We start from the raw sequence: 24,500 nt of genomic DNA, 5'->3' as shown, positions 1-24,500 counted from the left end.
TTTTTCAGCCGACGCGTCCGAAGTAGGCGTCGCGAATCACCGCCCTGTCATCGATCTCGCCCGCATCCGCATCCATGACGACGCGTCCGACGTCGAGGACCGTGACGTGGTCGGCCACGCTCATCGCAGCATCGACCGCCTGCTCGACGAGAAGCACCGCGAGCCCCGCCTCCTTGAGGACGGTCACGCGCTCCATCACTTCGTTGACGATCACGGGCGCCAGTCCGCCGGAAGGCTCGTCGAGCAGAAGCAGGGTGGGTTCGGCCATCAGGGCCTGCCCGATTGCCAGCATCTGCTGCTGCCCGCCGGACATCGCACCCGCGAGCAGACCACGTTTACGGCCGAGGACGGGAAACAGGTCGTAGATGCGCGCCACCTCCTCGCGGATGGCCGAGCGTCGCATCTTGCGGACGTACCCGCCGAGAATCAGGTTCTGTTCCACGGTCTGTCGGTGGAACACCCTTTTTCCCTCCTGCACGTAGGCCATGCCCTGACGGACCCGCCGGTGTGGCGGCACCTTCGAGATGTTGCGGCCGTCGAACTCGATCGTTCCCGCGGACACCTTGTTCAGTCCCGAGATGGCGCGCAGGGTGCTGGTCTTCCCTGCGCCGTTCCGCCCGAGCAGTGCGGTGACCTTGCCGGGCCACACGTCGAGCGAGACGTCCCACACCACCCGGAGGTCGCCGTAGCCGGACTGCACATTCCGCAGGCTGAGTAGGGGCTTCGTCGTCTGCTCGCTCATGAGGTCGCCTCTCCGGCCAGTTCCGTGCCCTCGGCGACCACGCCGAGGTATTCGCTGAGTACGCGCGGGTCGTGTTCGATCTCGGACGGCGCACCCGCCGCGATGACGCGTCCCTGGGCGAGTACGACGATGGTGTCGGCGAGTGCCAGTACCAAGCGGAAGTTGTGCTCGACCAGCACGATCGTGCATCCGGCATCGCTGAGCTGCCGGATCAGCCCGGCAAGACGTTCCACTTCGTCCTCGTCGAGGCCGGACGCCACCTCGTCGAGCAGGAGGAGCCGTGGCTCGGCGACCACCGACCGGGCGACCTCGAGAAGCCTCCGCATACCCAGGGGGAGTGCAGTAGCGGTCTCGTCGCGGAGATGCGACAGCCCCACGATGTCGAGTGCGCGTTCCGCCTCGGCGACGTCGCTCTCGCGGACCTTGTGGTGGCGGGGAAGCCGCAACACGGTCGACAGCATCGAAACTCGATCGGTGCTGTATCGACCCGAGGCCACGGCCTCGAGAACCGTGACGCCGTCGGGGATGTCGGGTGTCTGGAAGGTGCGCGCCACGCCGCATCGGGCGACCTGCTCCGGCGCTCTGCCCTGGACCTCGTTGTCGCCGATCAGGATTCGCCCGCTGTCGGGACGGTAGAACCCGCAGATCATGTTCAGCATCGTCGTCTTGCCCGAGCCGTTCGGTCCGATCAGTGCGGTGATGTTGCCCGGTTCCGCACGCAGCGACGCGTTGTCGAGTGCCTGGTTGCCGCCGAATGCCTTCGAGATGCCGTCGACCACGAGCGTCTGACCCGACATCGGGTCCATCGCGGATCGGTTCGCGGGCCTGGGGCGGGTTCCTGTTCTGCTGCCGGTCAGGCCCGCTGCCCGGTCCAGCCGTGCCGCGGCCTGCTTGGCGACTTTCGCGAGGCCACCACTGAGGAGGACGCCGCCGAGAATCAGGAACCCACCGTAGAAGACCAGGGCGTACTGCTGGAACTCGGACGATTGGTTCGGGCCGAGTTGCATGATCGCTGCCCCGACCGCCGCACCGTAGACGCTCGTCGCGCCGCCGAGGATGCACGCCGCCAGAACTGCTGTGGCGAAGGTGAATCCGAACGCCTCGGGTGATACATACATGTCGATGTTCGCGAACAATGCGCCTGCGAGGCCGGCGGGGAATGCGCCGATCGCGTAACCGAGAAGTTTCATCCGGAACACCGAGATGCCCACCGAGGACGCCAGGACCGGGCTCTGTTTCAGTGTGCGGAACGCGATGCCGTGCCGGGAGACCACCAGGTTGCGCATGACCGCGAACCAGAGGATCGCGACGATGACGACGACCGTGTAGAACCGGTCGCCGTCCACTACTTCCCCGAACAGGGTTGCCGGTTCGATCCCGCTGAGTCCGTTCCGGCCGCCGGTGGCGTCCCCGAAGACGGCGATGACGTCCGGGACGAGGAGTACGAGGAAGAACGAGGTCATCGCCAATGACCAACTCCCGAGCCGCAATCCGGGAATTCCGGTGACGATACCCACCGCGAGCGCGACCAGACCCGAGGCGATCAACTGCAGCACGATGTCCGTGTAACCGGCGATCGACATGAGCCCTGCGGTGTATGCCCCGGCCGCGTACATCGCGGCTTGGCCGAGCGCGAGTTCACCCGCATAGCCGAGACTGAGGTTGAGTCCGCTGACGACCAGCGCGAGGATGCAGGCGAGTTGCACCTGGCGGGACACCGCGAAATCGAGACCGAACTCCGGCAGGAACAGCACGAGGAGGCCGACGGCGAGTGGGAAGAGCCAACTCGGAGCCGATCGAATCAGGCGCCACAGGGACATTGTCTACACCACCCGTTCCCGCACCCGGCCGAACAGTCCGGCCGGACGCACCATGAGGATCGCGATGAGGACCACGAAGACCGCGATGTTGCTGTACTGGCTACCCAACTCGAGCGCCGCGAACGACTCGACGAGACCGACGGTCAGACCACCGACCAATGCGCCGGGGAGCGAGCCGAACCCGCCGATCGCCAATGCGACGAAGCCCTTGATGGCCAGCGCCGAACCCAGCGTGGCCACCGCAAACGTCTTGGGACCGACGAAGAGCCCGAGGAATCCGGCGAGCGCGCCGGAAAAGGCGAACGCACCGAGAGCGAGCGCCCGGACGTTGACACCGCGCAGGAGGGCGGCTTCGCGATCCTCGGAGATGCCCAGGAGGGCGAGACCTGTCATGGTCCGTGTCCCGGCCCGGCCGAGGACGACCACCAGCACGATCGCCAGAACCAGCAGCACGATCTCGACCGGATACGTGCGGCCGCCGAGGACCGTGATCGGACCGTTCGAACCGAAGAACGGGACGGTGAGTGGTTCGCTTCCCCAGATGAGCTGCGTCGCACCGTTGATCAGCGTCGCGGCGCCGAGCGTGGTGACGAGCTGATTCTGGTGATCACGGACGGGCCGGACTGCAATGATCTCCTCGATACCGGCCAGGATCGTCACCGTGACCGTCGCTGTCACCGCCACGACGAGGATCGGCAACTTCAAGGTGACCAGTCCGGTGTAGGCGACGAAGGTTCCGACCATCATCAGCTGGGCCTGAGCGAAGTTGAACGTGTGGGACGAGATGAAGACGATGTTGTAGCCGATCGCTACGAGCGTGTAGACCGCCCCCAGCGCGAGGCCCGACCAAACTATGGTCACCGGGATCTCCTGTGGTCGAGTGTCACGCGCTCGGGTTTCCGTACTGGCCGTTGAGGAGTGGGCTCGGCGGCACGAACTTGTACGCTTCGTCTCCGGGTTTCGACGCGTGCGAGTCCGCTGAGAAGTGATAGGACGGGGAGAACGCGGTCTCGGCGCTGTCGAGGACTTCCTGGTTCTCGAGCGCATCGGCGAGGGCTTCGGGATCGGACGAGGTTCCGGCCTTGTTCGCGGCGGCCACGACGAGGGGCAGTGCGTCGTAGTTGTCGGCGAGGATCAGCGTCGACGGGATGTCGCCCATGGCCTTCATGTTGTCGACCATGGTGTTGACCGCGGTGTCGTCAGCGTCGTGGACGGTGCTCGAGAGGACGTGCATGACCAGATTCGCCGTTGCCGGAGTGCCGAGCACACCTTCCGGTGCAGCCTTCGAGACCAGCGACGTTCCCGCGACCGAGGTGTTTCCGACGAGCGGAATGTTCCAGTCGAGCCGCTGAAGGCTCGCGAGTAGATACCCCAGTGGTGCCCCGTAGGCGTCCACGACGAGCGCCTGTGTGCCTCGGTTCTTCAGCGATTGCAGCTGCGCAGTCATGTCGAGTGCTGCGGTGTCGTACTCCTCGGATCCGGTGCTACTCACACTTTCACCGCTCAGCGCGTCTTCCATCGCCTGCCCGAACACTTCACCGTAGGCGCTGCTCCCGTGGACGACGCCGACGGACTGATATCCCTTGCCCTTGATGTATCGCACGATGGTCTCGGCGTTTTCGGCCGGTCCCGACGCGAGGTCGAAGTTGAGCGGGTATTTCTCCGGATTCGCCGAATCCTCGGTGGGCCCGATGTTGAACGAGAGGATCTTGTTCTGCGCGAGGATCGGCAGGGTCGCGGTGGTGATGGTCGACGGGCCCGAGTTGAGAAAGAGGTCGGGCTTCTTTCCCGACGCGATGGCCTCTCGCAGCTTGGACACGGCAGTGGTGGCGTCGCCCGCGTCGTCGACGACGGTGATCTCCACTTGGCGTCCACCGACGCCGCCGGCCCTGTTCACCGCCTCGGCGCTTGCCTTCGCCGCGAGCACGGACGTCTGAGCATTCGCGGCGAGCGCGCCCTGCCCGCTGATTCCGCCGGTCACGAGCACCCGGTACGGGCCGCCGGCGGCGTCGGCGTCGTCTGCGCCCGCGCCGGAACAGCCGGTGAGCGTGAGCGCGGTCACGGCGAGCGCCGCAGTGAGAGCTGAGGATCGAATTCGCATGGGCGCCCCTTTGACATCACGGAAAGCAAGCAAGTGCTTGGTTCGGCAAAAGGTAGCAGAACTAACGGTCGCTGTCCGCCGAATGTCCCACTCGGCGGGACGATCTCGACGTGCCGCGCTCAGCGAAACGACTGCCGGATCACCGGTTCTCGCCGCTCGAGGATGGTGGCGGTGTGCTGGCGCACCATGGCGTCGAGGTGCTCGCCCTGCGGTGCGAGCCAGAAGTCGCCCCGGTCGATGCCTGCGAAGACCAACTCGGCGAACGTGTCGGCGTCGAGACCGTCGGTGCCGAGCAGTTCGCGCATCTGCGCGACCATCCGGTCGACGGCCGGATGGGAGACCGCCCCGAACGGGTTGTCGAAGACGGACGTGATGACAGGCCCCGGCGCGAGCACGCTCGCGGACACCGGGGCGCCCACCATGCTCAGCTCCATCTGCAGGCACTCGGTGATCGCGACGACCGCGAACTTCGATGCGCTGTACGGCGACATCATCGGCCCGGGCGCGAATCCGCCGACCGATGCCGTGTTGACGACGCGTCCGCCGCCGTCCTGGTCGATCATGCGCGGAACGAACGCCCGGATCCCGTTGACGACACCCGTGACGTTGACACCGAGGGCGGCGTCCCAGTCGGATTCGCCGAGTTGCCAGAGGAATCCGGCCCGCATGATTCCCGCGTTGTTGAAGAGCAGGTCCACCCGGCCGAACGAGTCGTACGCGAGATCGGCCAGGGCGTGGACGGACCCGGAGTCCGCGACGTCGGTCGCGCACGTGAGGGCGGCTCCGCCCAGGTCCGCGGCCAGACGGTCCAGTGCGGTCGTGTCGATGTCTGCGAGGATTACGGCCATACCGCGGGCATGCGCGTGCCGGGCTATCCCCGCACCGATTCCCGAGGCCGCGCCGGTGACGACGACGACCTGCTTTTCACGTGTTTCCGGTTCCGTCACGGATCGACCGTAGGACCGTCGTCGGCCGTCCCGGCCCGGGTTTCTCTCTCAGCGGGACGTATTCACGTGCCGCGACGCCACAGCGGTTCGAGGTCCGGGCCCTCGTCGCCCTGCTGTTGCGCACCCCGGAAGCGTGCCGCGAAGACGATCCAGCCGATGGCCGCCATGAGCAGGAAGCTGACCAGCCGGTAGACGACGATCGCGGATACCGCCTCGGCGCCGGTCATTCCGCTGGCGGTCAGAGCGGGGACGAGCACGGCGTCCATCACACCCAGCCCGGCGGGCAGGAGCGGGATGGCCGAACCCGCGGCGTTGCCCGCCGCGTACGCGACGGCGAGTCCGGCGAACCCGGGATGGGCGCCGACCGCGTAGCACGCGAAGGCGAGGCACGAGGCGTCGGCGATCCAGTTGAACAGCGACCACCCGAACGCGCGGGCCGTGTCGCGGCGATCCATCCGGACGGCGCTCATCTGGTTCACGATGTGCTTCCACTGGCGAACACCGGTCAGCGGTGGCTTCTTTCGAAGCGCGTTGAATCCGCGCAGCGCGGTGATGCCGACACCTTCGAGGGCGTCGGGCCGTGATGCGGCGTACTGAGCCACGACGAGGAAGGCGCACAGGCCGCCGAACGTGAAGATCAGCGAGAACGGGTTGGTCTTGGCCCCGACGAGCAGCGCGCCCGCCAGTCCGACGAGCGCCAGCCCGATCGCCTGGAGGACGCCGGCCATCACCAGTTGCCACGTCGCGACCACCGGTGAGGCACCCCAGAGGCGCGTCTGCCGGTACGTGAACGTCGTCGCCAGAACCGGGCCGCCCGGCAGCGTCACGCTCATCGAATTGGAGGCGAACGTCACCGCGAGGGACTGCCGCTGTCTGACGTGCACGTCCGCGACCCCCAGCAGGCAGCGCTGGACCCGGGCGAAACTCGACATCGACGCGAGCGACGCCACGACCGCCGCGGCCACCCATCCCCATTCGAGGTCGCCGAGGTTCTGGACGCTCTCCGAGAGGTCCGGCCAGATGAGGATGATCTCCACCGCGAGCACGACGACGAGCAGGCCGCCGATCACCCATTCGACACGACGCCTGCGGGGCGTCGGGCGGGTGTCGTCGGCGTCAGTCATACCCGTCCATTACACATGGCCGCTGATCACACCGTGTATCCGCCGTCGACGTCGAGCTTCTGCCCGGTGACGAACCCGGCCCGGTCGCTCGCGAGGAAACAGACCGCCTCGGCGATATCGGCGGCGGTGCCGAACCGGCGTAGCGGTATCCGGCTCATGGCGGCGTCGAGTGCGCGCTGGTCGAGTTCTTCGGAGTTGATCAGCCGCTCGGCCATGCCGTCGGTGAGCATGCCCGGGCCCACCGAGTTGAAGCGGACGCCGTAGCGGCCCTCCTCGGCGGCGAATCCCTTGACCAGCTGTTCGATCGCGCCCTTGGTTCCCGGCGACAGTCCGTCGCGCACCGGGAACCGGCTGGTGGCCGCGGTCGTGACCGCGACGACGGAACCGGACGCCTCCCTGAGTGCGGGCAGGGCGGCCTTGACGACGGTGAAGAAGGCGACGGCCTCCTGTTCGAGGTGCTCGGCGTAGTCCCGGGGAGCGACGTCGGACAGGTGGATCATCGGAATGTGCGGTCCCGCGGCGTGAACGAGGACGCCGAGGCCGCCGAAGTGTTCGACGGTCTGCTTCACGACACTCGCGACGCGGGACTGGTCGGTGAGGTCGGCGGAGAACGCCTGCGCGGCGACGCCCCGGCCTTCCAATTCGCCGATGAGGTCCGCGGCGACATCGGCATTGGATCGGTAGGTGATGGCCACGTCGTGGCCGAGGGTCGCGAGTTGACGTGCGATGGCGGAGCCGATGCCGCCGGTGCCGCCCGTCACCAGTGCGGCGCAGCGACGTCGGGGGGTGCTGGTGGCGGGTGTCGCCATGAGGAACTCCAAGCGTGTGAGGAACGAGCGCCCCTAACCTAGCAACTGCTTGGTTTCGGTGTGCGGGGAACGGCTCACCGCGGCCGAGCGCAGCCTAGCCTGGCTATCCGACCAGGTCTTTTCGCCTTAGCCTGAACGCATGTCAGCAGCGAACGCCGAGCGGGCCGAGCCCTCGCGGCATCCCGACGAGCCGCACGCACCCAGTCTGGCGAGCCGCCTCAACTGGTTGCGGGCCGGTGTTCTCGGTGCCAATGACGGCATCGTGTCGACCGCAGGCTTGGTGGTCGGGGTGGCCGCGGCCACCACCGAGCGGTCGGCGATCTTCACTGCCGGATTCGCAGGTCTCGCAGCCGGGGCGGTGTCGATGGCCCTGGGCGAATACGTCTCGGTGAGCACCCAGCGCGACACCGAACGCGCGCTGTTGTCGAAGGAACGCCGCGAACTCGCCGAAACCCCCGGTGCCGAGTTCGAGGAACTCGTCGCGATGTACGAGGCCAAGGGGCTGAGCGACGAGACCGCCCGGACGGTCGCGCGCGAACTCACCGATCACGATGCGTTCGCTGCCCACGTGGACGTGGAATTGGGCATCGACCCGGACGACCTGACCAACCCCTGGCAGGCCGCGGGATCCTCGGCGCTGTCCTTCACGCTCGGCGCGCTCGTCCCGCTGCTGGCGATCCTCCTACCGCCTGTGCACCTGCGCATTCCGGTGGCATTCGCCGCGGTGCTGGTCGCGCTGGCCCTCACGGGCACCGTCAGCGCCGCTCTCGGCGGCGCACAGCGCACCCGTGCAGTGCTCCGTGTCGTGCTGGGCGGGGCACTCGCGATGATCGTCACGTACGGAATCGGCCAGCTGGTGGGGACGAGCATCGTCTAGCCGGACGACCGTCACTCGCTCCGGCAGATCATGACCGGACACGTCGCGTGGTGGAGCAGATTCTGGCTCGTGGAGCCCATCAGCGCGCCGAGCAACGGTCCTCGGCCGTGGCTGCCGACGACGATCAGCTGGGCGTCCCCCGCATGCCGCAGGATGACGTCGGCTGCGGCGCCCTGCTCGGCCACCCTGGTCACCGACACGTCCGGGTATCGTTCCGACTCACCCGCGAGACCCTCGGAGAGCAGTGCCTCCTCTTCCTGCTTGACGGCGTCCCAGTCGACGAGCATGCCGGTGCCGCCCGCGCCGAGTGTCGGGGAGCCCTGCCACGTGTGGACGGCGCTCAGCGGCGCCTCGAAGAACGACGCGAACTCGAATGCGTGGGCCACCGCGTCGCGGCTGAGGTCGCTTCCGTCGACCCCGACCACCACCGGGCGCTGGTCCGGTGTGGTGACCTCACCCCGCAGAACGATCACCGGGCAGGGTGCGCGGTTGGCCACGTGCAGCGCAGTCGAGCCGAGCAGCACCGAACGGATCGCTCCCGTTCCCGTGGATCCGAGCACGATCAACCGGGCCCAGTCGGCGGCCTCGAGCAGTGCGGTGCCCGCCGGACCGGGACTGATGGTCGTCTCGATGTCGAGACCCGGGAATTTCGGTCCCAGCAGCCTCTTCGCCGTCCCGATGATGGCCTCGCCGTCCTCGCGCAGCTGACTGAGGAACTGCGATTCCAGCATGATCGCGGCGGGACTGTACAACGGGCCGTCCTGCGGCAGCGCGTGCACGAGCGACAGCGTGGCACCCCACTTCGACGCGACTGTGGCGCCCCACAGGGCGGCGGCGGTGGAGGCGTCGGATCCGTCCAGGCCGACGACGACGGAATGACTGGCGGGTGTGCTCACGTCTGGCTCCCTTCGCTCACGCTGTTGGGTACTCCCCGACTGTGCCCTACTTCCAGACTTTTCGGGCCACCTTCTTCGCGCTCTTCCACTCCGGTTTCACTTCGACTGCCAGTGCGTCACCGCGATCGAGCTCACGCTGCAGCAGCATTCCGAGGCCCAGGCTCGACTCGGCGGAGTGCTGATCCTCCGCGACCATCGCGAGGATGTGGTCCCGTGCGACGACCGCGTCCTGGTACTCGCCGAGTACGTCCTGAAATCCCTTGAACCTCGTCTGCGCGCGGTCGGAGCCCTTCGGCGCCAGCGACCGCGTCGACTCGATTGCGTAGCGCATTCGTTTGGCGCGCTTGCGCGCTCGGTGCGTCAGCTCGTCGCGCTCGGCCCGGGTGGTCGCGGCCGCCGCCTTCCGCACGCGCCGGTGGACGGACTTCGACAACGCGCGCAGGGACTTCGCGACGGACTTCTTCGACGGGCCCGAGCCCCCGGACGCCTCGACGGCGGCGAGGAACGTGTCGAGCCCGGCGAGCAGGTCGAGGTAGCGCTGGGAGTTCAGGGCGGCCAGTGCCGCGGGCCGGGCCGTCGCGGCAAGCCCCGAGAAGTATTCGTCGAGGCGCGCCCGCACGACCTCGCGGTCGGGTATTTCCTCGGCGCCGCCCAGCCGATCGACGAGCCGGCTCCACTGCACCTCGGTGTCCCGCGCCGAGCTGAGGGCCTGACCGACCCAGCGGAGTTCGACGATCAACTCGTCGACGGTTTCCTGATCGCGCAGGCTGGGCCCGTACACCTGGAGGACACTCCGAATGCGCCGGGCCGAGACCCGGAGGTCGTGGACGGACTCCTCGAGGTCGCGCCGCACGCCGAGGTCGGCCGCCACGAGAGAATTCTTCTGTGCCGCCAGATACTCCAGCAGCAGCGTCCGCGGAGCGGAGCCCTTCTTCCTGCGCGCGGGGCGCGGGGTGCCGGTCACCGCGTCGCCGAGCGCCCGCCGCAGCTTCGACGGCGCGTCCGACCGGGTGATTCCAGCATCGGTCAGCCGGGAGTCGATGGCGTCGAACAGGTTTCGGTCGCCGGCCGCGAGTTCGACCTCGATCTCGCGCCACACCCGCTCGTCGGATCCGGTCCCCGTCTCGGGGACGGCAGCGATCACGACGTCCGAGACGACCTCGGCGAGCGTCGTTCCCGCCGCGTCCACGAGCCGCTGCCGCTCGCGGTCGGTGCTGATGAGCGCGACCGGGTTCAGTGCGGCGCCGCGGGTGACAGCCGTGAGCAGTTCCGTGAATTCCCGGGGCACCTCCGTCTCGGGGTGCTCGGCGTCCGGTGCCAGCTGCAGCTCGGTCCGCTCATCCGCGCCTGCCGGGATCTTCAGGTGCCAGCCGGCATCGTCGCCGCCTTCCCGGCGGCGGAGGGTGATTCCGGCGCGGAGTAGCAGGAGTTCGCCGGTGTCGTAATACAGGGCGGACAGCTGGACCGTGTCGCGTCGCGGTTCACCATCGACACCCGGAAGTCCCGAGAGTGCCGGGAGTTGCTGATCGGATGACGCTTCGTACTTGCGTTCCACTTCGGAGACGGACGTCGCGGTACTCATGTCACCATCTTTCCGCCTGTCCGGGTGGAGGGAAAGAATGCGAGGTCAGCTCGGCCAGTCGAGGCTCCGGACACTCGCGAAGCGTCGCGTGACGCCGGAATAGGGGTCGACGAACTCGACGGACCGGGCCAGCAGCCGAAGCGGCGTCGAATAGTCGTCGGCGGCAACGTCGTAGAAGTCGGGATAGAAGTTGTCGCCGTGGATCGGGATGCCGAGCGAACTCATGTGCAACCGCAACTGGTGCGTCTTGCCGGTGTGCGGCAGCAGTCGGTACCGGGCCACGTCGCCGTGGACCTCGAGGAGTTCGATGCGGCTCTCGCTGTTGGCGGGACCGTCCACCTCGTAGGCCTTCAGGACGCCCCGCTCCTTGACGATTCGACTGCGGACGGTGACGGGGAGCGGAAGGTCGGGGTCGTGACGGGCGACCGCCTCGTACTCCTTGACCACCCGGCGCTGATCGAACAGCGACTGGTAGTCGCGCCGGACCTCCCGACGCACCGTGAAGATCAGCACCCCGGCGGTCAACCGGTCGAGCCGGTGCGCGGGTGTCAGTTCCGGGAGGTCGAGGTCTCGGCGCAACCGGACCAGCGCCGACTCCGCGATGTACGCGCCGCGCGGGGTGCTGGCCAGGAAGTGGGGTTTGTCCACGACGAGGAGGTCCTCGTCGCGGTGGAGGATCTCGATCTCGAACGGCACCCGCTTCTCGACCGGCGGATCCCGGTACAGGTACACGAATCTGCGGGGTGCGAACGGGGTGGCCTCGGTGATCGGCTGCCCGCGCTCGTCGACGACTTCCGAAGTGGCCACCTTCTCGCGAAGGCGGGTCTCGTCGTGCGGAAAACGTGCGACGAGGTACGCGAGCACGGTGGGCCACGAGCCGTCGTCCGGCATCCTCAGCCGCGTCGGGTTGAGGCCGTCGCGGACGGGAAGTGGGGCGTCGGGCACCCCGTCACGGTAGTCGACAGGCTGCGGAAATCCGCCGTTGACCGCGAGGGGACTCATGGTTACTATCCGGTAAGTTTGTGACGCGGACCACCCTGACTGGTCGCTGAGGCGCGTCATCGGAGGATTTCACGGGGGTTCGTGGTGATCGTGCGTCGATGGGCGTTTCGACCGGGTGCGGTGGCAGTCGCTCTGGCGGTGGGGGTGGGGCTCGCGGTGGTGCCCACGGTGACGGCGTCGGCAGATCCGACGGGCGGGGCGGCCGGGGCGGCGTGGAACGCCGCGGTCGACGCGCCGCCCGAGTACCCGGTGATCGCGATCGACTGGGACGTCCCCATCACGATGAGTGACGGAACGGTGCTGAAGGCCAACGTCTATCGCCCCGCGGACGCCTCCGGCACACCGATCGACACCAAGATGCCGTCGGTCCTCAATGTCACGCCGTACACGAAGCTGGTCGGCAATCTCGTCGATTCCGTGTTCGCGGCGCCCGGGCTCGAGGACACCGTCGTCGACCTGGTGAACTCCTTCGACCTCGCCGGAACCCCGTTCGACGGCGTCGGTGAAGCGGCGAAGGTGCTCACCGGCGGCGGAATGCGCGTGTTCGGCATCAACCGCGACCTCGTCCGGAACGGATACACCCAGGTGGTGGTCGATGCGCGGGGCACCGGCTTCTCGCAGGGTGAATGGCAGGCGCTCGGTCCGCTCGAGCAGCAGGACTCCGTCGAGATCATCGACTGGATGAGCAAGCAGGGATGGTCGGACGGCAAGGTCGGCATGGCGGGGGTGTCCTACTCGGGGATCAATTCGCTGCAGGCCGCGGGGCATCAGCCGCCGGCGCTGAAGGCGATCTTCCCGACCGAACCGGGCAACGATCTGCTCCGCGACATCGTCGGAACGGGCGGTGGTCTCGGCGTGGGCTTCATGCCGCTGTGGCTGTCGCTGGTCAACGGTCTCAAGTTCGTTCCCGACGTCCAGGCCCTCGCGCAGGGCCGCTTCGACCAGCAGTGGCTGCAGGATCGGTTGCGGGATCCGCTGACGCTGTTCCCCGCACTCATCGAGGCCATGACCGCGCCGGACATCAACGGTCTCGACCCCGGCACGCTGCGGGTGGCGCAGGACGGCGAGTTCTACGAGGAGCGGAAGGCTCAGGCCGCGAACATTCAGGTGCCGACGATGCTCTACGGCGCGTGGCACGACATCTTCGCGAACAGCGAGCCGCGCGTCTACAACGACATCCCGCTGCCTGCCGGTGAGAAGCAGCTGATCATGAGCGACGCCTACCACATCTCGTTCGGCGGCGGCTTCGGTGAGCAGGGTGCGCCACCGCGACTCGACGTCCTCGAACGCGCCTGGTTCGACAAGTGGCTGAAGGGCATCGACAACGGCATCGACGAGTACGGCCCGGTCACGCTGTATCAGCAGGGCAACGGCTGGACCACCACCGATCAGTTCCCGCGGGCCGGTGTCGACTACCAGCGGATGTACCTGTCGGGCGCCCCCAGCGGCACCGCCGGGCACGCCGCCCACGACGGCAGCCTGGTGTCGGCGAAACCCGGCGACGCGGCACAGCTCACCGTCGCACCCGGACTTCGCGGGCTCTGTTCCCGCGACGGTGCACAGGGCACCGCAGGCGCTGCCGTCGTCTTCGGGTCGGTGTGCAGCAAGGACTCCCGGTTCAACGAGGCCGAGGGCCTGACGTTCACCAGTGCGCCCGTCGCTCAGCCGACCGAGCTGTCGGGCCCGGTCAATCTGCACCTCGAAACCGTGCTGGACGCCCCGGACGGATTCTGGGCGGTGACGCTGAACGACGTCGCACCGGACGGAACGTCGACTCCGCTCACCAACGGCGCTCTCACCGCTTCCATGCGGGCCGTGGACGATTCGAAGAGCACCAGGTCGGCGAACGGTGACTACACCGAACCGCACCACTATCTGACGGTGGAGGCCCGTCAGCCGCTGGTTCCGGGTGAAGTGACGCCGGTGGACATCAACTTCGTTCCCACCGACGCGGTCCTCGAACCGGGGCACCGGCTGCGCGTCGACGTGTACGCCGGCAGCGTCCCCCGGTATCTGCCGCTCGGACCGATACTGGCCGACAGTCAACTGAAGCCGCAGCACGTCGCGTTGTCCCCGGATCGGCCGAGTTTTGTGAATCTTCCGCTGGTCGGAGCGCAGGCGTGGTGACGGGTTCACGACACGTCCCGAGATCCGTAGGGTTGACGTCATGACCAAGTGGACAGCTTCGGACATCGTCGATCAGAGCGGCCGCACGTTCGTCGTGACGGGCGCCAACAGCGGTCTGGGGGAGGTGGCCGCGCGGGCTCTGGGCAAGGCGGGGGCGCACGTCGTACTGGCTTGCCGCAATACCCACAAGGGAGAGGTCGTCGCACGGTCGATCGGTGACAACGCCGAGGTGCGCCGCCTCGATCTGTCCGACCTCGCCTCGGTGCGCGAGTTCGCGGCCGGCGTCGATTCCGTCGACGTGCTCGTGAACAACGCCGGCGTGATGGCGGTTCCGCAGCGCAAGACCGCCGACGGATTCGAAATGCAGATCGGCACAAATCATCTCGGGCACTTCGCGTTGACCGGCCTGCTGCTCGACAAGATCACCGATCGGGTCGCCACGATGTCGAGTGCCGCGCATCAGGCGGGAACGATTCACCTCGACGACCTCAACTGGGAACGCCGCAAGTACAACCGGTGGAGCTCGTACGGGCAGTCGAAACTCGCGAATCTGCTGTTCACATACGAATTGCAGCGCAGGCTGTCCGCGGCGGGGTCACCCGTCAAAGCCGTGGCCGCGCACCCCGGTTACGCGTCGACCAATCTGCAGGCCCACACCGAGTCGGTGCAGGACAAGCTGATGGCCGTCGGCAACCGGATCTTCGCGCAGTCGGCGGAGATGGGGGCGCTGCCGATGCTGTACGCGGCCACGGCTCCCGACGTGATCGGCGGCAGCTACATCGGGCCGGACGGCCTGTTCGAGCAGCGTGGCCACCCGAAAGTGGTGGGCTCCAACAAGAAGTCGCGGGACGAGCACACCGCGCGGGCGCTGTGGTCCCTGTCGGAGGACCTGACGGGCGTCGAGTTCAAGTTCGGGTGACCCGACGCCCGTCAGGATTTCTCAGTCTTCGGTGACCTCGAGGGTGACGTCGATGTTGCCGCGGGTGGCGTTGGAGTAGGGGCACACCTGGTGTGCCTTCTCGGTCAGTTCGAGCGCCTCGGCGCGGGGCAGGTGGGGGAGGGAGACCTCGAGGGTGACGGCGAGACCGAATCCGCCGCCGTCCGTCGGGCCGATGCCGACGCGGGCGCCGACGGCCGAGTCGGCGACGTTCGCCTTTGCCTGACGGCCGACCAGCTGGAGTGCGGAGTGGAAGCATGCCGCGTATCCGGCGGCGAACAGCTGCTCGGGGTTGGTGCCGTCGCCGGACCCACCCATCTCCGTGGGGATCGCGAGGTTCAGGTCGAGCCGGCCGTCGGACGTGCGGGCGTGGCCGTTGCGTCCTTCTCCGGTGGCGAGGGCTTCGGCTGTGTAGACGATCTTCATGGTTACTTCTCTCCTGTAGGGGTGTTGACGCTGTGGAGCGATTCGGTGAGCCGCGACAGGGTGTTTCGGAGGGCGACGAGTTCGTCGATGCCCATTCCCGTCGACTGGGCGAGTTCCGCAGGGATGGCCTCCGCGGCGGCGCGGAGGCCCGCACCCTTCTCGGTGAGGTGGATCCCGACGCGGCGCTCGTCGGCGGACGAGCGCCTGCGTTCGACCAGGCCCAGGGTTTCGAGCCGCTTGAGCAGTGGCGACAGCGTGCCGGTGTCGAGGTCGAGGGCGTCGCAGATCTCACGTACTCCGCGACCGTCCTGTTCCCAGAGAACCAGCAGCACGAGGTACTGCGGGTAGGTCACTCCCAGCGAGTCGAGCATCGACCGGTATCTCGCCGTCATCGCCCGGGAAGCCGAGTACAGCGCGAAGCACACCTGGCGGTCGAGGGCGAGGTTGTCGGTCACCACTGAATAGTTGCACACAACTAGGTTGTGCACAACCAAGAGTCAAAAACGGTGATTGTGCTTACACTGTTGGCCAGTGACACGGGGTGCTGCCCGGCGACGAGCCGGACGGCTGAGAACACACCCGTCGAACCTGAACTGGGTAATGCCGGCGAAGGGATGTCGCGGAGACGGCCGTATGCGCTCATCCGATATCTCGTCGCCGACCGAACGGAAGGTGACAGCATGCAGCTCGACAAGCAGATCGTCCTGGTGACCGGCGGTGGACGGGGCCTCGGCGCCGCCATCGTGCGGTCGTTCGCGGCGCAGGACGCGCGGGTGATCGTGAACTACCGGAGCAGCCGGGAGGCGGCCGAGGAACTCGCGGCCTCCCTGGGCGCGGACCGTGCGGTCGCGCTCCGGGGCGACGTCACCGATGCCGGACAGGTGGCGGCGCTGTTCTCCGCGGCGGAGGAGCACTTCGGCTCCCCGGTGACCACGGTGATCAACAACGCGCTCGCCGACTTCTCCTTCAACGGCGACGCCCGCGACAAGGCGGACGTCATCACGTGGGATGCCTTCGACGCGCAGCTGCGTGGCAGCGTGAAGGCGACACTGCACACGACGCAGGCCGCGCTGCCGGGCATGCGTTCGCTCGGGTTCGGCCGGATCGTGAACATCGGCACCAACCTGTTCCAGAACCCGGTCGTCCCGTACCACGACTACACGGCAGCCAAGGCGGCGGCGCTGTCGCTGACCCGCACGCTCGCCTCCGACCTCGGTCCCGACGGCATCACCGTCAACATGGTCTCGGGCGGGCTGCTCCGCACCACCGACGCGAGCGCTGCCACTCCCGACGAGGTGTTCGACCTCATCGCGGCGAGCACCCCGCTGCAGCGGGTCACCACCCCCGACGAGTTCGCCGACGCGGTGCTGTTCTTCGCGTCCCCGTGGTCGCGTGCGGTGACCGGCCAGAACCTCGTCGTCGACGGCGGACTGGTCAAGGACTGACATGAGCGACGCCCGGCAACTGCACTTCAACGCGTTCCTCTACAGCTGCGGGCACCACGGCGCCGCGTGGCGGCACCCGTCGTCCCAGGTCGAGCGACTCTGCGACATCACCTACTACGAGGAGTTGGCGCAGACCGCGGAGCGGGGCTGCCTCGATGCGGTGTTCTTCGCGGACGGGCATTCGGTGCGCGACCCCGCGTCCGGAGGCATGTGGTTCCTCGAACCGCTCACCGCGCTGTCCGCGATGGCGCGGGCGACGGAGCGGGTCGGACTGGTGACGACGGTGTCCACCACGTTCTACACACCGTTCCACGCCGCCCGGATGCTGGCGTCGCTCGACCACATCAGCGGCGGCCGCGTCGGCTGGAACGTGGTGACGTCCATGTTCGACGCGGAGGCGCGCAATCACGGACTCGAGGAGATGCCTCCCCACGACGAGCGCTATTCGCGCGCCGCGGAATTCGTCGATGTGGCACTCGCTCTGTGGGATTCGTGGGAGCCCGATGCGCTCGTGCTCGACCGGGAGGGCATCTTCGCGGACCCGGCCAAGGTGAAGCCGGTCGAGCATCGGGGAAAGCACTTCCTCGTGGACGGTCCGCTGAACGTGCCGCACTCACCGCAGGGTCGTCCCGTGCTGTTCCAGGCGGGCGCGTCCGATCAGGGCCGCGACCTGGCCGCCCGGTGCGCCGAGGGCATCTACGCCGTCGCCTACGACCTCTCGGCCGCACAGAGCTACTACACCGACGTGAAGCGGCGCATCCGCACGGCCGGCCGCGACGCCGACGCGGTGGTCGTGATGCCCGGTCTCGTGACCTATGTCGGCTCGACCAGCGGGGAGGCCCGGCGGAAGAAGGCGGAACTCGACGCGCTCCTGCCCGTCGAACAGTCGCTGGCGCAGTTGTCGATGTTCGTCCAGCAGGACTGCAGTGCCTGGGACTTGGACGCACCCGTTCCCGCGCTGCCGCCGCTGTCGGAGTTCACCGGGCCGCAGGGCCGGTACGACACGATCCTCCGCATCATCGAGAAGGACCGTCCCACCGTGCGGTCGCTGCTGGGCACGCTGGCGGCAGGCGGCGGACACTGCACCATGATCGGAACCCCGGAATCGATCGCCGACGAGATCGAGGTGTGGTTCCGCAGCGGCGGGGCCGACGGCTTCAACCTGATGCCGCCGCTCTACCCGAATGGCCTCGCCGACTTCGTCGACGAGGTGATCCCCGTCCTGCAGAAGCGGGGGCTGTTCCGCGCGGAGTATGAGACAGAGACTCTGCGCGAACATCTCCGGGGTCGCCCGTAGTTGCCACCACAAAGAACACAACCTTCTCTAAGTACGCAACAGTGACTGTGAGCGTCCCTCCCCCCGACACTGGCTGTTATCGCGATCACACCACGACGCGAGTTCGGACGAGGAGTGGCAATGCTGGTAGCACTCGGCTTTCTGATGGTGGCCGTGTTCATGTTCTTGATCATGTCCAAACGGGCCACTCCCGTGGTCGGGTTGATCGCGGTCCCGGTCGCCTTCGGGATCGCGGCCGGGGCGGGCCTCGGCATCGGCGACATGATCACCGACGGGATCAAGGCGCTGGCACCGACAGCCGCGTTGCTGTTCTTCGCGATCATCTTCTTCGGAATCATGATCGACGTCGGCCTGTTCGACCCGCTGGTGAAACTCATCCTCCGGCTCGTCCGCAACGACCCCATGCGGCTCGTCGTCGGCACCGCGGTGCTCGCGATGGTGGTGTCGCTGGACGGCGACGGATCCACGACATTCATCATCGTGACGTCCGCACTGCTGCCGCTGTACATGAAGTTGAAGGTCAGCCCCGTCGTCCTCACGGTGGTCGCCGGCTTGGCGAACGGCGCGATGAACATCGTCCCCTGGGGTGGGCCGACGGTCCGGGCCGCCGCGGCGCTGGGAATCTCGCCGTCGGACGTGTTCGTCCCGATGATCCCGTCGCTGGTGGTCGGACTGCTCGTCGTGCTGCTGTTCGCCGTGCAGCTGGGCTACAGCGAACGCCGCCGCATCGGCACGCTCGAACTCACCGACGAACGCCTCCTCGTCTCCGCAGGCTCCGGCCTCCGCCGGTCCGCGACCGGATCCGGGGGCAACGGTGACACACCCCGAACCGGGGGCGGCTCCGGCGACGCCGGATCGGACGACGGCCAGGGCTTCGTCGACGGTCTCGATCCCGAGCGGCCCACGCTGCGGCCGAAGCTGCTGTGGTTCAACGCGCTCGTGACCGTGGCGCTCCTCGTCGTGCTCGTGATGGACGTGCTGCCGATCCCGGTCCTGTTCATGGTGGCCGCATCGATCGCGCTGACGGTGAACTTCCCGCGGGTCAAGGAACAGCAGGAAGCGATCACCCGCCACTCGTCGAGCATCGTCTCCGTGGTCGCGATGGTGTTCGCCGCGGCCGTGCTCACCGGCGTGTTCCAGGGCACCGGAATGGTCGAGGCCATGGCGCAGTGGCTGCTCGAGATCATCCCGGCGTCGCTCGGACCGCACCTGGCCGTCATCACGGGCATCCTGAGCCTGCCGTTCACGTTCTTCATGAGCAACGACGCCTTCTACTTCGGCATCATGCCCGTGCTCGCCGAGACGGCGGCCACGTACGGCATCGAGCCGGTCGAGATGGCCCGCGCATCCATCACCGGCCAGACGTTCCACATGCAGAGCCCCCTCGTCCCGGCCATCCTCCTGCTCGTGACCCTGGCGGGTGTCCCGCTGGCCGACCATCACAAGAAGGTGCTGTGGCGCGCCGCACTGGTGTCGCTGTCGATGCTGGTGATCGGTGTGGTCCTCGGGCAGATCCCCTGGTGACCTAGTCCTCGGTGTCGGTGTCGGTGGCGGGCCCCTCAGGGGTCGCGCCACCTTCGCCGCTCCAGTCGGCGCCCGAACTCTTGTCGTCCTCGGCCGGATCGGACATCACATCCTTGTCCGCGCCCGGGGCGCCGCTGTCGGTGGTCGTGGTCTTCGGTCCGGATGCGTCCTTCGGTGTCATGTCCGACGAATACCCCGACAGCGGGGTGCTCCAATCAGGCGGACCCGGGTTTGCAGTTCGAAAACTCCGTCGGGGATTGGCAGGTGAACAATACTTCGACGTAGTGTTCCCCGGGTTATCGACGATGAAGGAGTGGAACTGTGGCGCGCAAAGTTGTTGTCGAACGCATCGACGACATCGACGGAACTCCGATCAAGAACGGTAAGGGGGAGACCATTCCGTTCTCTGTCGACGGCGTCGACTACGAGATCGATCTGAAGGTCAAGAACGCCAAAGAATTCCACAAGACTCTCGACTACTACATCGAACATGCAACTCGGGTCGGTGGAAGGAAGCGTCGGCCGACTCCTGCAGTGGCACCGTCTCAGGGGCGTAGCCAGGCGAAGGAAATTCGAGAATGGGCGACGTCGCAGGGGTATGAGTTGTCCACGCGTGGACGTATTCCTGCCGAGATCGAGGAAGCGTACAACGCCGCTCACTGAGCCCACGGTTCCGCGGGTGGTCGGCGCCTCCGGTCGCGCTGTCGGGGTCGGCTGGGGGTCTGCTCGGCCGTCAGTACCGGCGCGCTGCGTGAAATGACATGGAGCTCATGGCTACTCGCGTGACCGGGCGTCCCGGAGCGGGTGCGTGGACAACCATATCGTTTCCTGCGTAGATCCCCGCGTGGCCGCCCCCGTAGAAGAGGACGACGTCACCGGGCTGCAGGTCGCTCGCGTCCACGGCGGTCCCGTGTCGGAGTTGCTCGTAGGTGGTGCGCGGAACCGGTATGCCGGCCTGCTTGTAGGCCCATTGGACGAGACCGGAGCTGTCGAAGGCGCGGTGGTCACCGGCGCCGAGGGTGCACGGGATTCCGATTCTGGATGCGGCGGCGTGCAGTGCCTGGCGCCCCGGCCGCACCGGAGGCGGGGGGAACGTGTGAACCAGCTGATATCCGTGGTTCCCGGTGTGTGGGTTCATGCCGTCGTTACTCCAGTGCACTCGGTGTGGTGTCGCTGCTTACAGAGTGGTCCTCGCGCGTTCTGGGTGCACCGGCCGAATTACCCGGAGACGTGCCTGTCTTTCGCTGCCTCCGGCGCCGGATTCGACGGCCGGCGACAAAATCATTCGATCTGGTCGGTTTGGTACTCGCGAGTAGTGCAGGCCCCTCGTAACGTCGAACGGGTAATTGTTAAGTCAAAAGGAGTGGTCCGCTACGTCCTGTGGACTGGGATGAAGGAAGGCGGACGATGACGATCCGAGAATCGGCGAACTGTGCTTTCGGTGTCGCGCGCTTGGCGTTCGACGCGGGAGCTGCCCTCCTGTCCGTCGTCGTGGCTGTACCGGTTGCCTTCGCCGCGGGCGAGGCACGATCGATGGCACACACGGCACGCGGCGACATCGCGCCGGCCCCCGGGCCGTCGGACACCGAGCATGTGCACGACCTGGGGACCGTCGTCGAACTGATCTAATCGGCACCGAATCCCGCGACCGGCTCGTCACCCCGTGCTGCTGTGTGCCCCGGTCATGAGGGCGGCGAGGTCGTCCGGTTCGAGGAACGACGGGGGCGGCGGCGGCCCCCAGGCGTAGAGGCCATGAAGTCCGTGCAGCACTTCCGGGCTCCAGAGTTCGTCTTCGGGGACGGTGTCCATGTCGGAGTAGTACTCGGAGAAGTTCCCGGCCGGGTCCTTGAGGTACCAGAAGAAGTTCGCGCCGGCATAGTGCCGGCCGAGACCCCAGATGTGGCGTTCGGGGTTGCCATCGAGCATCGCGTGGGCGCCGCGCCCGACCTCGTCGATGTCGTCGACCTGCCAACTGGTGTGATGCATGAAGTTCACCGGTGCGGACATGACGAGCACGTTGTGATGCTCGACCGAGCAGCGCAGGAACGCCGCCTTGTCGCCCATGTAGTCGCTGACCTGGAAGCCCAGGCCCTTGGTGAAGAACCGCATCGTCGTCTCGAGATCGGTGGACCCGATCACCGCGTGCCCGAGCTTGCGGGGACGCACCGGCTCGGCGCGGGTCAGGAACGGGGCCCGGCCCCAGCGGTCGATCCGGCCCGGACCGTTGTACGGCGTCGGCAACACCGCGGGCTCGATCACGATCCGGGGCCGGATTGCGACCCGCACCCGGGTGCCGGTGACCGGTTCGACGGCACCGACGGACGTGCCGTTCCGGTCGATCGCCACACCGAGCCCGCTCAGCCGCCCCGTGATCGCGGCGATGTCGTCGGGGTCGTCGGCGGCGACCGTCAACTCGACCAGTCGACGCGTGGGCGCGTGGACGATCTCGAGTTGGTCGCCGCCGTTGCGGGTGGCGAACACCCCGCCCCCGCGGTGCCCGAGACCGAAATCGGTGTAGTAGGCGATGGTGTCGTCGACGTTGGGGACGCCGAGGGTGACCTTGCCCAGTCCGTGCAGTGGCATGATCGCGTCCTCTACTTCGCGTCGGGGTGGGCGACGAACCGCTGGTGCAGCTGACCGATGCCGTCGATCCAGCTGTCGAGTTTCTCGCCGGCCTGCAGGAACCGCTGCGGGTTGCGGCCGACACCGACGCCGGCGGGGGTGCCGGTGAAGATCACGTCTCCCGGGTAGAGGGTGACGGTGCGGGAGAGGGCGGCGATCAGCGTCGGGACGGGGAAGATCAGGTCCCGGGTGCGGCCTTTCTGGACTTGTTCGCCGTCGATGGTGCAGCCGAGTTCGAGGTCGTCGGGATTGGTGAACTCGTCCGGGGTGACCAGCCAGGGGCCTTGTGGGGAGAACCCGGCGTAGGACTTGCCGAGGCCGAATTGCGGTGCGGGACCGCGGGTCTGGGTGATCCGTTCGGAGATGTCCTGGCCGGCGGTCAGGCCGGCGACGTGGGACCAGGCGTCGGCCTCGTCGATTCCGCTGGTTTCGCGGCCGATGACGGCGACGAGTTCGATCTCCCAGTCGACGTTGCCGCCGGCGGGAATCACGACGTCGGTGTCGGGGCCGGTGAAGCTGGAGGCGTACTTGGTGAACACCGGCGGCAGGTGGGTGGGGGATTCGAATCCGGATTCGGCGGCGTGCGCGTGGTAGTTCAGGCCGACGGCGAACACCTGCCGGGGAGCCGGCGACGGTGCCCGGAGGAGGGACCGGTCGATCGGGAAGCTCTCGTCGGCGAAGGCGGAAAGATCCTGTTGGGCCGCCCATCCGGTGATGTCGGCCCACGCCTGGTAGACGCCGGGCAGTTCGGGTTCGAACCGGCCGTGGGAGGCGTGGGCGATGTCGACGCCTCGCTCGGAACCCTCTTCTCCGATGACAAGGGCTGCACGGTTGTCGATGTTGGCGATACGCATGAAACGAGGTTCTCCTGGAGCGTTGTCTGTTGTGTGTGGTCAGAGGTCTGCGTTGACGGAGGCGGGTGTGGGCTTCGTTTCGGAAGGGTCGGGAGTGACCCGCCTCGGTCCCCGCGGGGACGGCAGGGCAACGAAGGCCACGGCGCACAGCACCGTCAGCGCCGCGACGACGTAGAGGACTGCGGTGTAGCTTCCTGTTCGGTCCACCACGGCACCGACCCACAAGGGCGCGATGCCGCCGCCGAGGACGAACGCCATGTAGGGGCCCGCATAGGCCTTTCCGAAGGCGGCGAGTCCGAAGTACCGGGAGGTGAAGTAGCCCACCATATCCAGCTCGGCTCCGAGCATGCATCCCAGCGTAAAGGCCAGGACGGGGGCGAATCCGACTCCGCCGACTGCGAACAGCACGACGCCGGTGGCGCACAGAAGGCAGAGCGAGGCTGCGACCGCGGTCGGCCGGAGGATGTCGATGAGCAGTCCGATCACCAGTCGGCTCAGAATGACCGCGAGTCCCATGATCGAAGCGATCGATGCCGCGCCGCCGACGCTCATCCCGTACTGCCGAAGCATGGGGACGAGGTACGGGACGAGGCCGGTGAAGGCGACCGACATCAGACCGAAGGTGAGAATCAGTCGCCAGTAGAGGGGGTTCCTGCGGATGGTGGCGAAGTCGTCGCCGTCGTCGGCCGGCCGGCCTGGCGTGCCCTGCGTACTTCTGCTTCGGGGTGCGACCTTCAGGAGGAAGAGGGTGGGGAGGGTTCCGGCAAGCGCGATGCAGGCCAACGTGAGGTAGCCGAGTCGCCATCCTTCGAGTTCGATGACGCGGCCGATGGCGACCGGAATGATGGCGCCGGAGAGTCCCATTCCCATCATCGTGATGCCGAGTGCGAGGCCTCTGGCGCGGTCGAACCAGCTGCTCACTGCTCGGGTGAAGGCAATCGGTCCGGAACTCGCACCGAAGAATCCGATCAACGCCATCGCTGTCATGTAGGCCGGCACGGAGTGCACGACCGTTCCCAGTGCGGCGAATCCGGTTGCCAGACATAGTGCTCCGGCAATCGTCGGCACCTTGACTCCGAACTTGTCGACGGCGTACCCGACGACGGGGGCGGCGAGTGCCATCCCGAAGGTCAGCAAGGTGATGGACAGCCCGTACATCGCAGCGCTGAGGCCGATCTCCCTACCGAGATCGCTGGTGAACAGACCCGCCGAGTAGATGGCGAGCCCGGAGACCCCGGTGCCGACACCCACGGCGGCCGCTGACAGAGTCGGCCACCCGCGCCGGAATTCGTCCCCGCGTGACATGGTCAATGCCTTGCTCCTTTGTTGCGGTGGTGATGACCATCACTGTTCCTGTTCTCGGGTTAT

25 protein-coding genes and 1 riboswitch are annotated in these 24,500 nt (G+C 67.3%); of the genes, 8 read left to right on the top strand and 17 right to left on the bottom strand.

Translation table 11 applies throughout. The annotated features are described in order from the left end of the window. Nucleotides 1-4: 4 nt before the first annotated feature. From DTA22_RS24620 to DTA22_RS24590, 7 genes are all read right to left on the bottom strand, one after another. A complete protein-coding gene (locus DTA22_RS24620; protein WP_112301211.1) occupies nt 5-742 on the bottom strand; it encodes an ABC transporter ATP-binding protein in 738 nt (245 codons plus the stop codon). Further along, the gene (locus DTA22_RS24615; RefSeq protein ID WP_112301210.1) at nt 739-2,562 is read right to left on the bottom strand and encodes a branched-chain amino acid ABC transporter ATP-binding protein/permease; all 1,824 of its coding nucleotides are present in this window, start codon (nt 2,560-2,562) and stop codon (nt 739-741) included. The genes DTA22_RS24620 and DTA22_RS24615 overlap by 4 nt, the downstream gene beginning before the upstream one ends. A gap of 3 nt (nt 2,563-2,565) precedes the next feature. After that, nucleotides 2,566-3,423, bottom strand: coding sequence for a branched-chain amino acid ABC transporter permease (locus tag DTA22_RS24610; protein ID WP_112301209.1), 858 nt, complete (start codon nt 3,421-3,423; stop codon nt 2,566-2,568). Nucleotides 3,424-3,445: 22 nt separating this feature from the next. Further along, nucleotides 3,446-4,663, bottom strand: a complete 1,218-nt coding sequence (locus DTA22_RS24605) for an ABC transporter substrate-binding protein (RefSeq protein WP_112301208.1) — start codon at nt 4,661-4,663, stop codon at nt 3,446-3,448. A gap of 119 nt (nt 4,664-4,782) precedes the next feature. After that, nucleotides 4,783-5,610, bottom strand: a complete 828-nt coding sequence (locus DTA22_RS24600; protein ID WP_112301207.1) for an SDR family NAD(P)-dependent oxidoreductase — start codon at nt 5,608-5,610, stop codon at nt 4,783-4,785. A 62-nt stretch (nt 5,611-5,672) separates the two neighbouring features. Then, nucleotides 5,673-6,734, bottom strand: coding sequence for a lysylphosphatidylglycerol synthase transmembrane domain-containing protein (locus tag DTA22_RS24595; protein ID WP_037230505.1), 1,062 nt, complete (start codon nt 6,732-6,734; stop codon nt 5,673-5,675). Between the two features lie 26 nt (nt 6,735-6,760). Continuing rightward, nucleotides 6,761-7,543: an SDR family NAD(P)-dependent oxidoreductase gene (locus DTA22_RS24590; protein WP_037230503.1), complete on the bottom strand. Its 783-nt coding sequence runs from the start codon at nt 7,541-7,543 to the stop codon at nt 6,761-6,763. A gap of 139 nt (nt 7,544-7,682) precedes the next feature. On the opposite strand from DTA22_RS24590, the gene DTA22_RS24585 reads away from it, so the two are divergent. Then, a complete protein-coding gene (locus DTA22_RS24585) occupies nt 7,683-8,420 on the top strand; it encodes a VIT1/CCC1 transporter family protein (protein ID WP_112301206.1) in 738 nt (245 codons plus the stop codon). 11 nt (nt 8,421-8,431) lie between these two features. Here DTA22_RS24585 and DTA22_RS24580 read toward each other — a convergent pair whose 3' ends face one another. Genes DTA22_RS24580 through DTA22_RS24570 form a run of 3 tightly spaced genes read right to left on the bottom strand, consistent with a single transcriptional unit; the run spans nt 8,432 to nt 11,900 of the window. Next, nucleotides 8,432-9,316, bottom strand: coding sequence for a universal stress protein (locus tag DTA22_RS24580; protein WP_112301205.1), 885 nt, complete (start codon nt 9,314-9,316; stop codon nt 8,432-8,434). A 46-nt stretch (nt 9,317-9,362) separates the two neighbouring features. Further along, on the bottom strand, nt 9,363-10,898 hold the full coding sequence (locus tag DTA22_RS24575; protein ID WP_112301204.1) for a CYTH and CHAD domain-containing protein: 1,536 nt from the start codon (nt 10,896-10,898) through the stop codon (nt 9,363-9,365). Between the two features lie 45 nt (nt 10,899-10,943). Further along, nucleotides 10,944-11,900 carry a pseudouridine synthase gene (locus DTA22_RS24570; RefSeq protein ID WP_112301203.1) on the bottom strand — a complete coding sequence of 319 codons (957 nt, stop codon included), beginning with the start codon at nt 11,898-11,900 and terminating at the stop codon, nt 10,944-10,946. A gap of 84 nt (nt 11,901-11,984) precedes the next feature. On the opposite strand from DTA22_RS24570, the gene DTA22_RS24565 reads away from it, so the two are divergent. Beyond that, a complete protein-coding gene (locus DTA22_RS24565; protein WP_174233865.1) occupies nt 11,985-14,027 on the top strand; it encodes a CocE/NonD family hydrolase in 2,043 nt (680 codons plus the stop codon). A 40-nt stretch (nt 14,028-14,067) separates the two neighbouring features. Continuing rightward, nucleotides 14,068-14,946: an oxidoreductase gene (locus tag DTA22_RS24560; protein WP_112301201.1), complete on the top strand. Its 879-nt coding sequence runs from the start codon at nt 14,068-14,070 to the stop codon at nt 14,944-14,946. A 21-nt stretch (nt 14,947-14,967) separates the two neighbouring features. On the opposite strand, the gene DTA22_RS24555 is transcribed toward DTA22_RS24560, so the two are convergent. Continuing rightward, a complete protein-coding gene (locus tag DTA22_RS24555) occupies nt 14,968-15,390 on the bottom strand; it encodes an organic hydroperoxide resistance protein (RefSeq protein WP_009477955.1) in 423 nt (140 codons plus the stop codon). Nucleotides 15,391-15,392: 2 nt separating this feature from the next. Beyond that, a complete protein-coding gene (locus DTA22_RS24550; RefSeq protein ID WP_112301200.1) occupies nt 15,393-15,845 on the bottom strand; it encodes a MarR family winged helix-turn-helix transcriptional regulator in 453 nt (150 codons plus the stop codon). 72 nt (nt 15,846-15,917) lie between these two features. Continuing rightward, a riboswitch (TPP riboswitch) is annotated at nt 15,918-16,022 on the top strand. Between the two features lie 48 nt (nt 16,023-16,070). Between DTA22_RS24550 and DTA22_RS24545 the strand changes: the two genes are divergently transcribed. The 3 genes from DTA22_RS24545 (at nt 16,071) to DTA22_RS24535 (ending at nt 19,656) form a co-directional block, all read left to right on the top strand. Continuing rightward, nucleotides 16,071-16,835, top strand: coding sequence for a 3-oxoacyl-ACP reductase (locus DTA22_RS24545; protein ID WP_112301353.1), 765 nt, complete (start codon nt 16,071-16,073; stop codon nt 16,833-16,835). A gap of 1 nt (nt 16,836) precedes the next feature. Next, complete coding sequence (locus DTA22_RS24540) at nt 16,837-18,132, top strand: LLM class flavin-dependent oxidoreductase (protein ID WP_112301199.1); 1,296 nt, start codon at nt 16,837-16,839, stop codon at nt 18,130-18,132. Nucleotides 18,133-18,252: 120 nt separating this feature from the next. Next, nucleotides 18,253-19,656, top strand: coding sequence for a CitMHS family transporter (locus tag DTA22_RS24535; RefSeq protein WP_037230484.1), 1,404 nt, complete (start codon nt 18,253-18,255; stop codon nt 19,654-19,656). 1 nt (nt 19,657) lies between these two features. Here DTA22_RS24535 and DTA22_RS24530 read toward each other — a convergent pair whose 3' ends face one another. Further along, complete coding sequence (locus DTA22_RS24530; protein ID WP_005244285.1) at nt 19,658-19,837, bottom strand: hypothetical protein; 180 nt, start codon at nt 19,835-19,837, stop codon at nt 19,658-19,660. Nucleotides 19,838-19,977: 140 nt separating this feature from the next. Here DTA22_RS24530 and DTA22_RS24525 point away from each other — a divergent pair, with 140 nt between their 5' ends. Continuing rightward, nucleotides 19,978-20,319: a histone-like nucleoid-structuring protein Lsr2 gene (locus DTA22_RS24525; RefSeq protein ID WP_037230482.1), complete on the top strand. Its 342-nt coding sequence runs from the start codon at nt 19,978-19,980 to the stop codon at nt 20,317-20,319. Nucleotides 20,320-20,389: 70 nt separating this feature from the next. Here the strand turns inward: DTA22_RS24525 and DTA22_RS24520 are convergent, their stop codons facing one another. Beyond that, nucleotides 20,390-20,794 (bottom strand): C40 family peptidase, encoded by a 405-nt coding sequence (locus DTA22_RS24520; protein ID WP_112301198.1) that lies wholly within the window; start codon nt 20,792-20,794, stop codon nt 20,390-20,392. A gap of 269 nt (nt 20,795-21,063) precedes the next feature. Here DTA22_RS24520 and DTA22_RS24515 point away from each other — a divergent pair, with 269 nt between their 5' ends. Continuing rightward, nucleotides 21,064-21,285: a hypothetical protein gene (locus DTA22_RS24515; RefSeq protein ID WP_037230478.1), complete on the top strand. Its 222-nt coding sequence runs from the start codon at nt 21,064-21,066 to the stop codon at nt 21,283-21,285. A 27-nt stretch (nt 21,286-21,312) separates the two neighbouring features. Here the strand turns inward: DTA22_RS24515 and DTA22_RS24510 are convergent, their stop codons facing one another. The 3 genes from DTA22_RS24510 to DTA22_RS24500 are packed head-to-tail and all read right to left on the bottom strand — an operon-like array spanning nt 21,313 to nt 24,437. Then, entirely contained in the window at nt 21,313-22,239 is a 927-nt protein-coding gene (locus DTA22_RS24510; RefSeq protein ID WP_112301197.1) for a VOC family protein, read from the bottom strand. 11 nt (nt 22,240-22,250) lie between these two features. Next, entirely contained in the window at nt 22,251-23,132 is an 882-nt protein-coding gene (locus tag DTA22_RS24505) for a fumarylacetoacetate hydrolase family protein (protein ID WP_112301196.1), read from the bottom strand. A 39-nt stretch (nt 23,133-23,171) separates the two neighbouring features. After that, the gene (locus DTA22_RS24500; RefSeq protein WP_112301195.1) at nt 23,172-24,437 is read right to left on the bottom strand and encodes an MFS transporter; all 1,266 of its coding nucleotides are present in this window, start codon (nt 24,435-24,437) and stop codon (nt 23,172-23,174) included. Nucleotides 24,438-24,500: the final 63 nt, after the last annotated feature.

The sequence above is a fragment of the Rhodococcus wratislaviensis genome, assembly GCF_900455735.1.
GTDB classification, from domain to species: Bacteria; Actinomycetota; Actinomycetes; order Mycobacteriales; family Mycobacteriaceae; genus Rhodococcus_F; species Rhodococcus_F wratislaviensis.
The sequence above is the reverse complement of the archived record's forward strand: the minus strand, read 5'-3'. Positions and strand labels throughout refer to the sequence as shown.

Bases quoted from the DNA above. Each gene is read 5' to 3' on its own strand.
- DTA22_RS24560 (WP_112301201.1), top strand. From the start codon at position 14,068: ATGACCAAGTGGACAGCTTCGGACATCGTCGATCAGAGCGGCCGCACG.
- DTA22_RS24520 (WP_112301198.1), bottom strand. From the start codon at position 20,794: ATGAACCCACACACCGGGAACCACGGATATCAGCTGGTTCACACGTTC.
- DTA22_RS24615 (WP_112301210.1), bottom strand. From the start codon at position 2,562: ATGTCCCTGTGGCGCCTGATTCGATCGGCTCCGAGTTGGCTCTTCCCA.
- DTA22_RS24605 (WP_112301208.1), bottom strand. From the start codon at position 4,663: ATGCGAATTCGATCCTCAGCTCTCACTGCGGCGCTCGCCGTGACCGCG.
- DTA22_RS24545 (WP_112301353.1), top strand. From the start codon at position 16,071: ATGCAGCTCGACAAGCAGATCGTCCTGGTGACCGGCGGTGGACGGGGC.
- DTA22_RS24535 (WP_037230484.1), top strand. From the start codon at position 18,253: ATGCTGGTAGCACTCGGCTTTCTGATGGTGGCCGTGTTCATGTTCTTG.
- DTA22_RS24540 (WP_112301199.1), top strand. From the start codon at position 16,837: ATGAGCGACGCCCGGCAACTGCACTTCAACGCGTTCCTCTACAGCTGC.
- DTA22_RS24590 (WP_037230503.1), bottom strand. From the start codon at position 7,543: ATGGCGACACCCGCCACCAGCACCCCCCGACGTCGCTGCGCCGCACTG.
- DTA22_RS24555 (WP_009477955.1), bottom strand. From the start codon at position 15,390: ATGAAGATCGTCTACACAGCCGAAGCCCTCGCCACCGGAGAAGGACGC.
- DTA22_RS24500 (WP_112301195.1), bottom strand. From the start codon at position 24,437: ATGTCACGCGGGGACGAATTCCGGCGCGGGTGGCCGACTCTGTCAGCG.
- DTA22_RS24575 (WP_112301204.1), bottom strand. From the start codon at position 10,898: ATGAGTACCGCGACGTCCGTCTCCGAAGTGGAACGCAAGTACGAAGCG.
- DTA22_RS24620 (WP_112301211.1), bottom strand. From the start codon at position 742: ATGAGCGAGCAGACGACGAAGCCCCTACTCAGCCTGCGGAATGTGCAG.
- DTA22_RS24530 (WP_005244285.1), bottom strand. From the start codon at position 19,837: ATGACACCGAAGGACGCATCCGGACCGAAGACCACGACCACCGACAGC.
- DTA22_RS24570 (WP_112301203.1), bottom strand. From the start codon at position 11,900: ATGAGTCCCCTCGCGGTCAACGGCGGATTTCCGCAGCCTGTCGACTAC.
- DTA22_RS24510 (WP_112301197.1), bottom strand. From the start codon at position 22,239: ATGCCACTGCACGGACTGGGCAAGGTCACCCTCGGCGTCCCCAACGTC.
- DTA22_RS24585 (WP_112301206.1), top strand. From the start codon at position 7,683: ATGTCAGCAGCGAACGCCGAGCGGGCCGAGCCCTCGCGGCATCCCGAC.
- DTA22_RS24595 (WP_037230505.1), bottom strand. From the start codon at position 6,734: ATGACTGACGCCGACGACACCCGCCCGACGCCCCGCAGGCGTCGTGTC.
- DTA22_RS24505 (WP_112301196.1), bottom strand. From the start codon at position 23,132: ATGCGTATCGCCAACATCGACAACCGTGCAGCCCTTGTCATCGGAGAA.
- DTA22_RS24515 (WP_037230478.1), top strand. From the start codon at position 21,064: ATGACGATCCGAGAATCGGCGAACTGTGCTTTCGGTGTCGCGCGCTTG.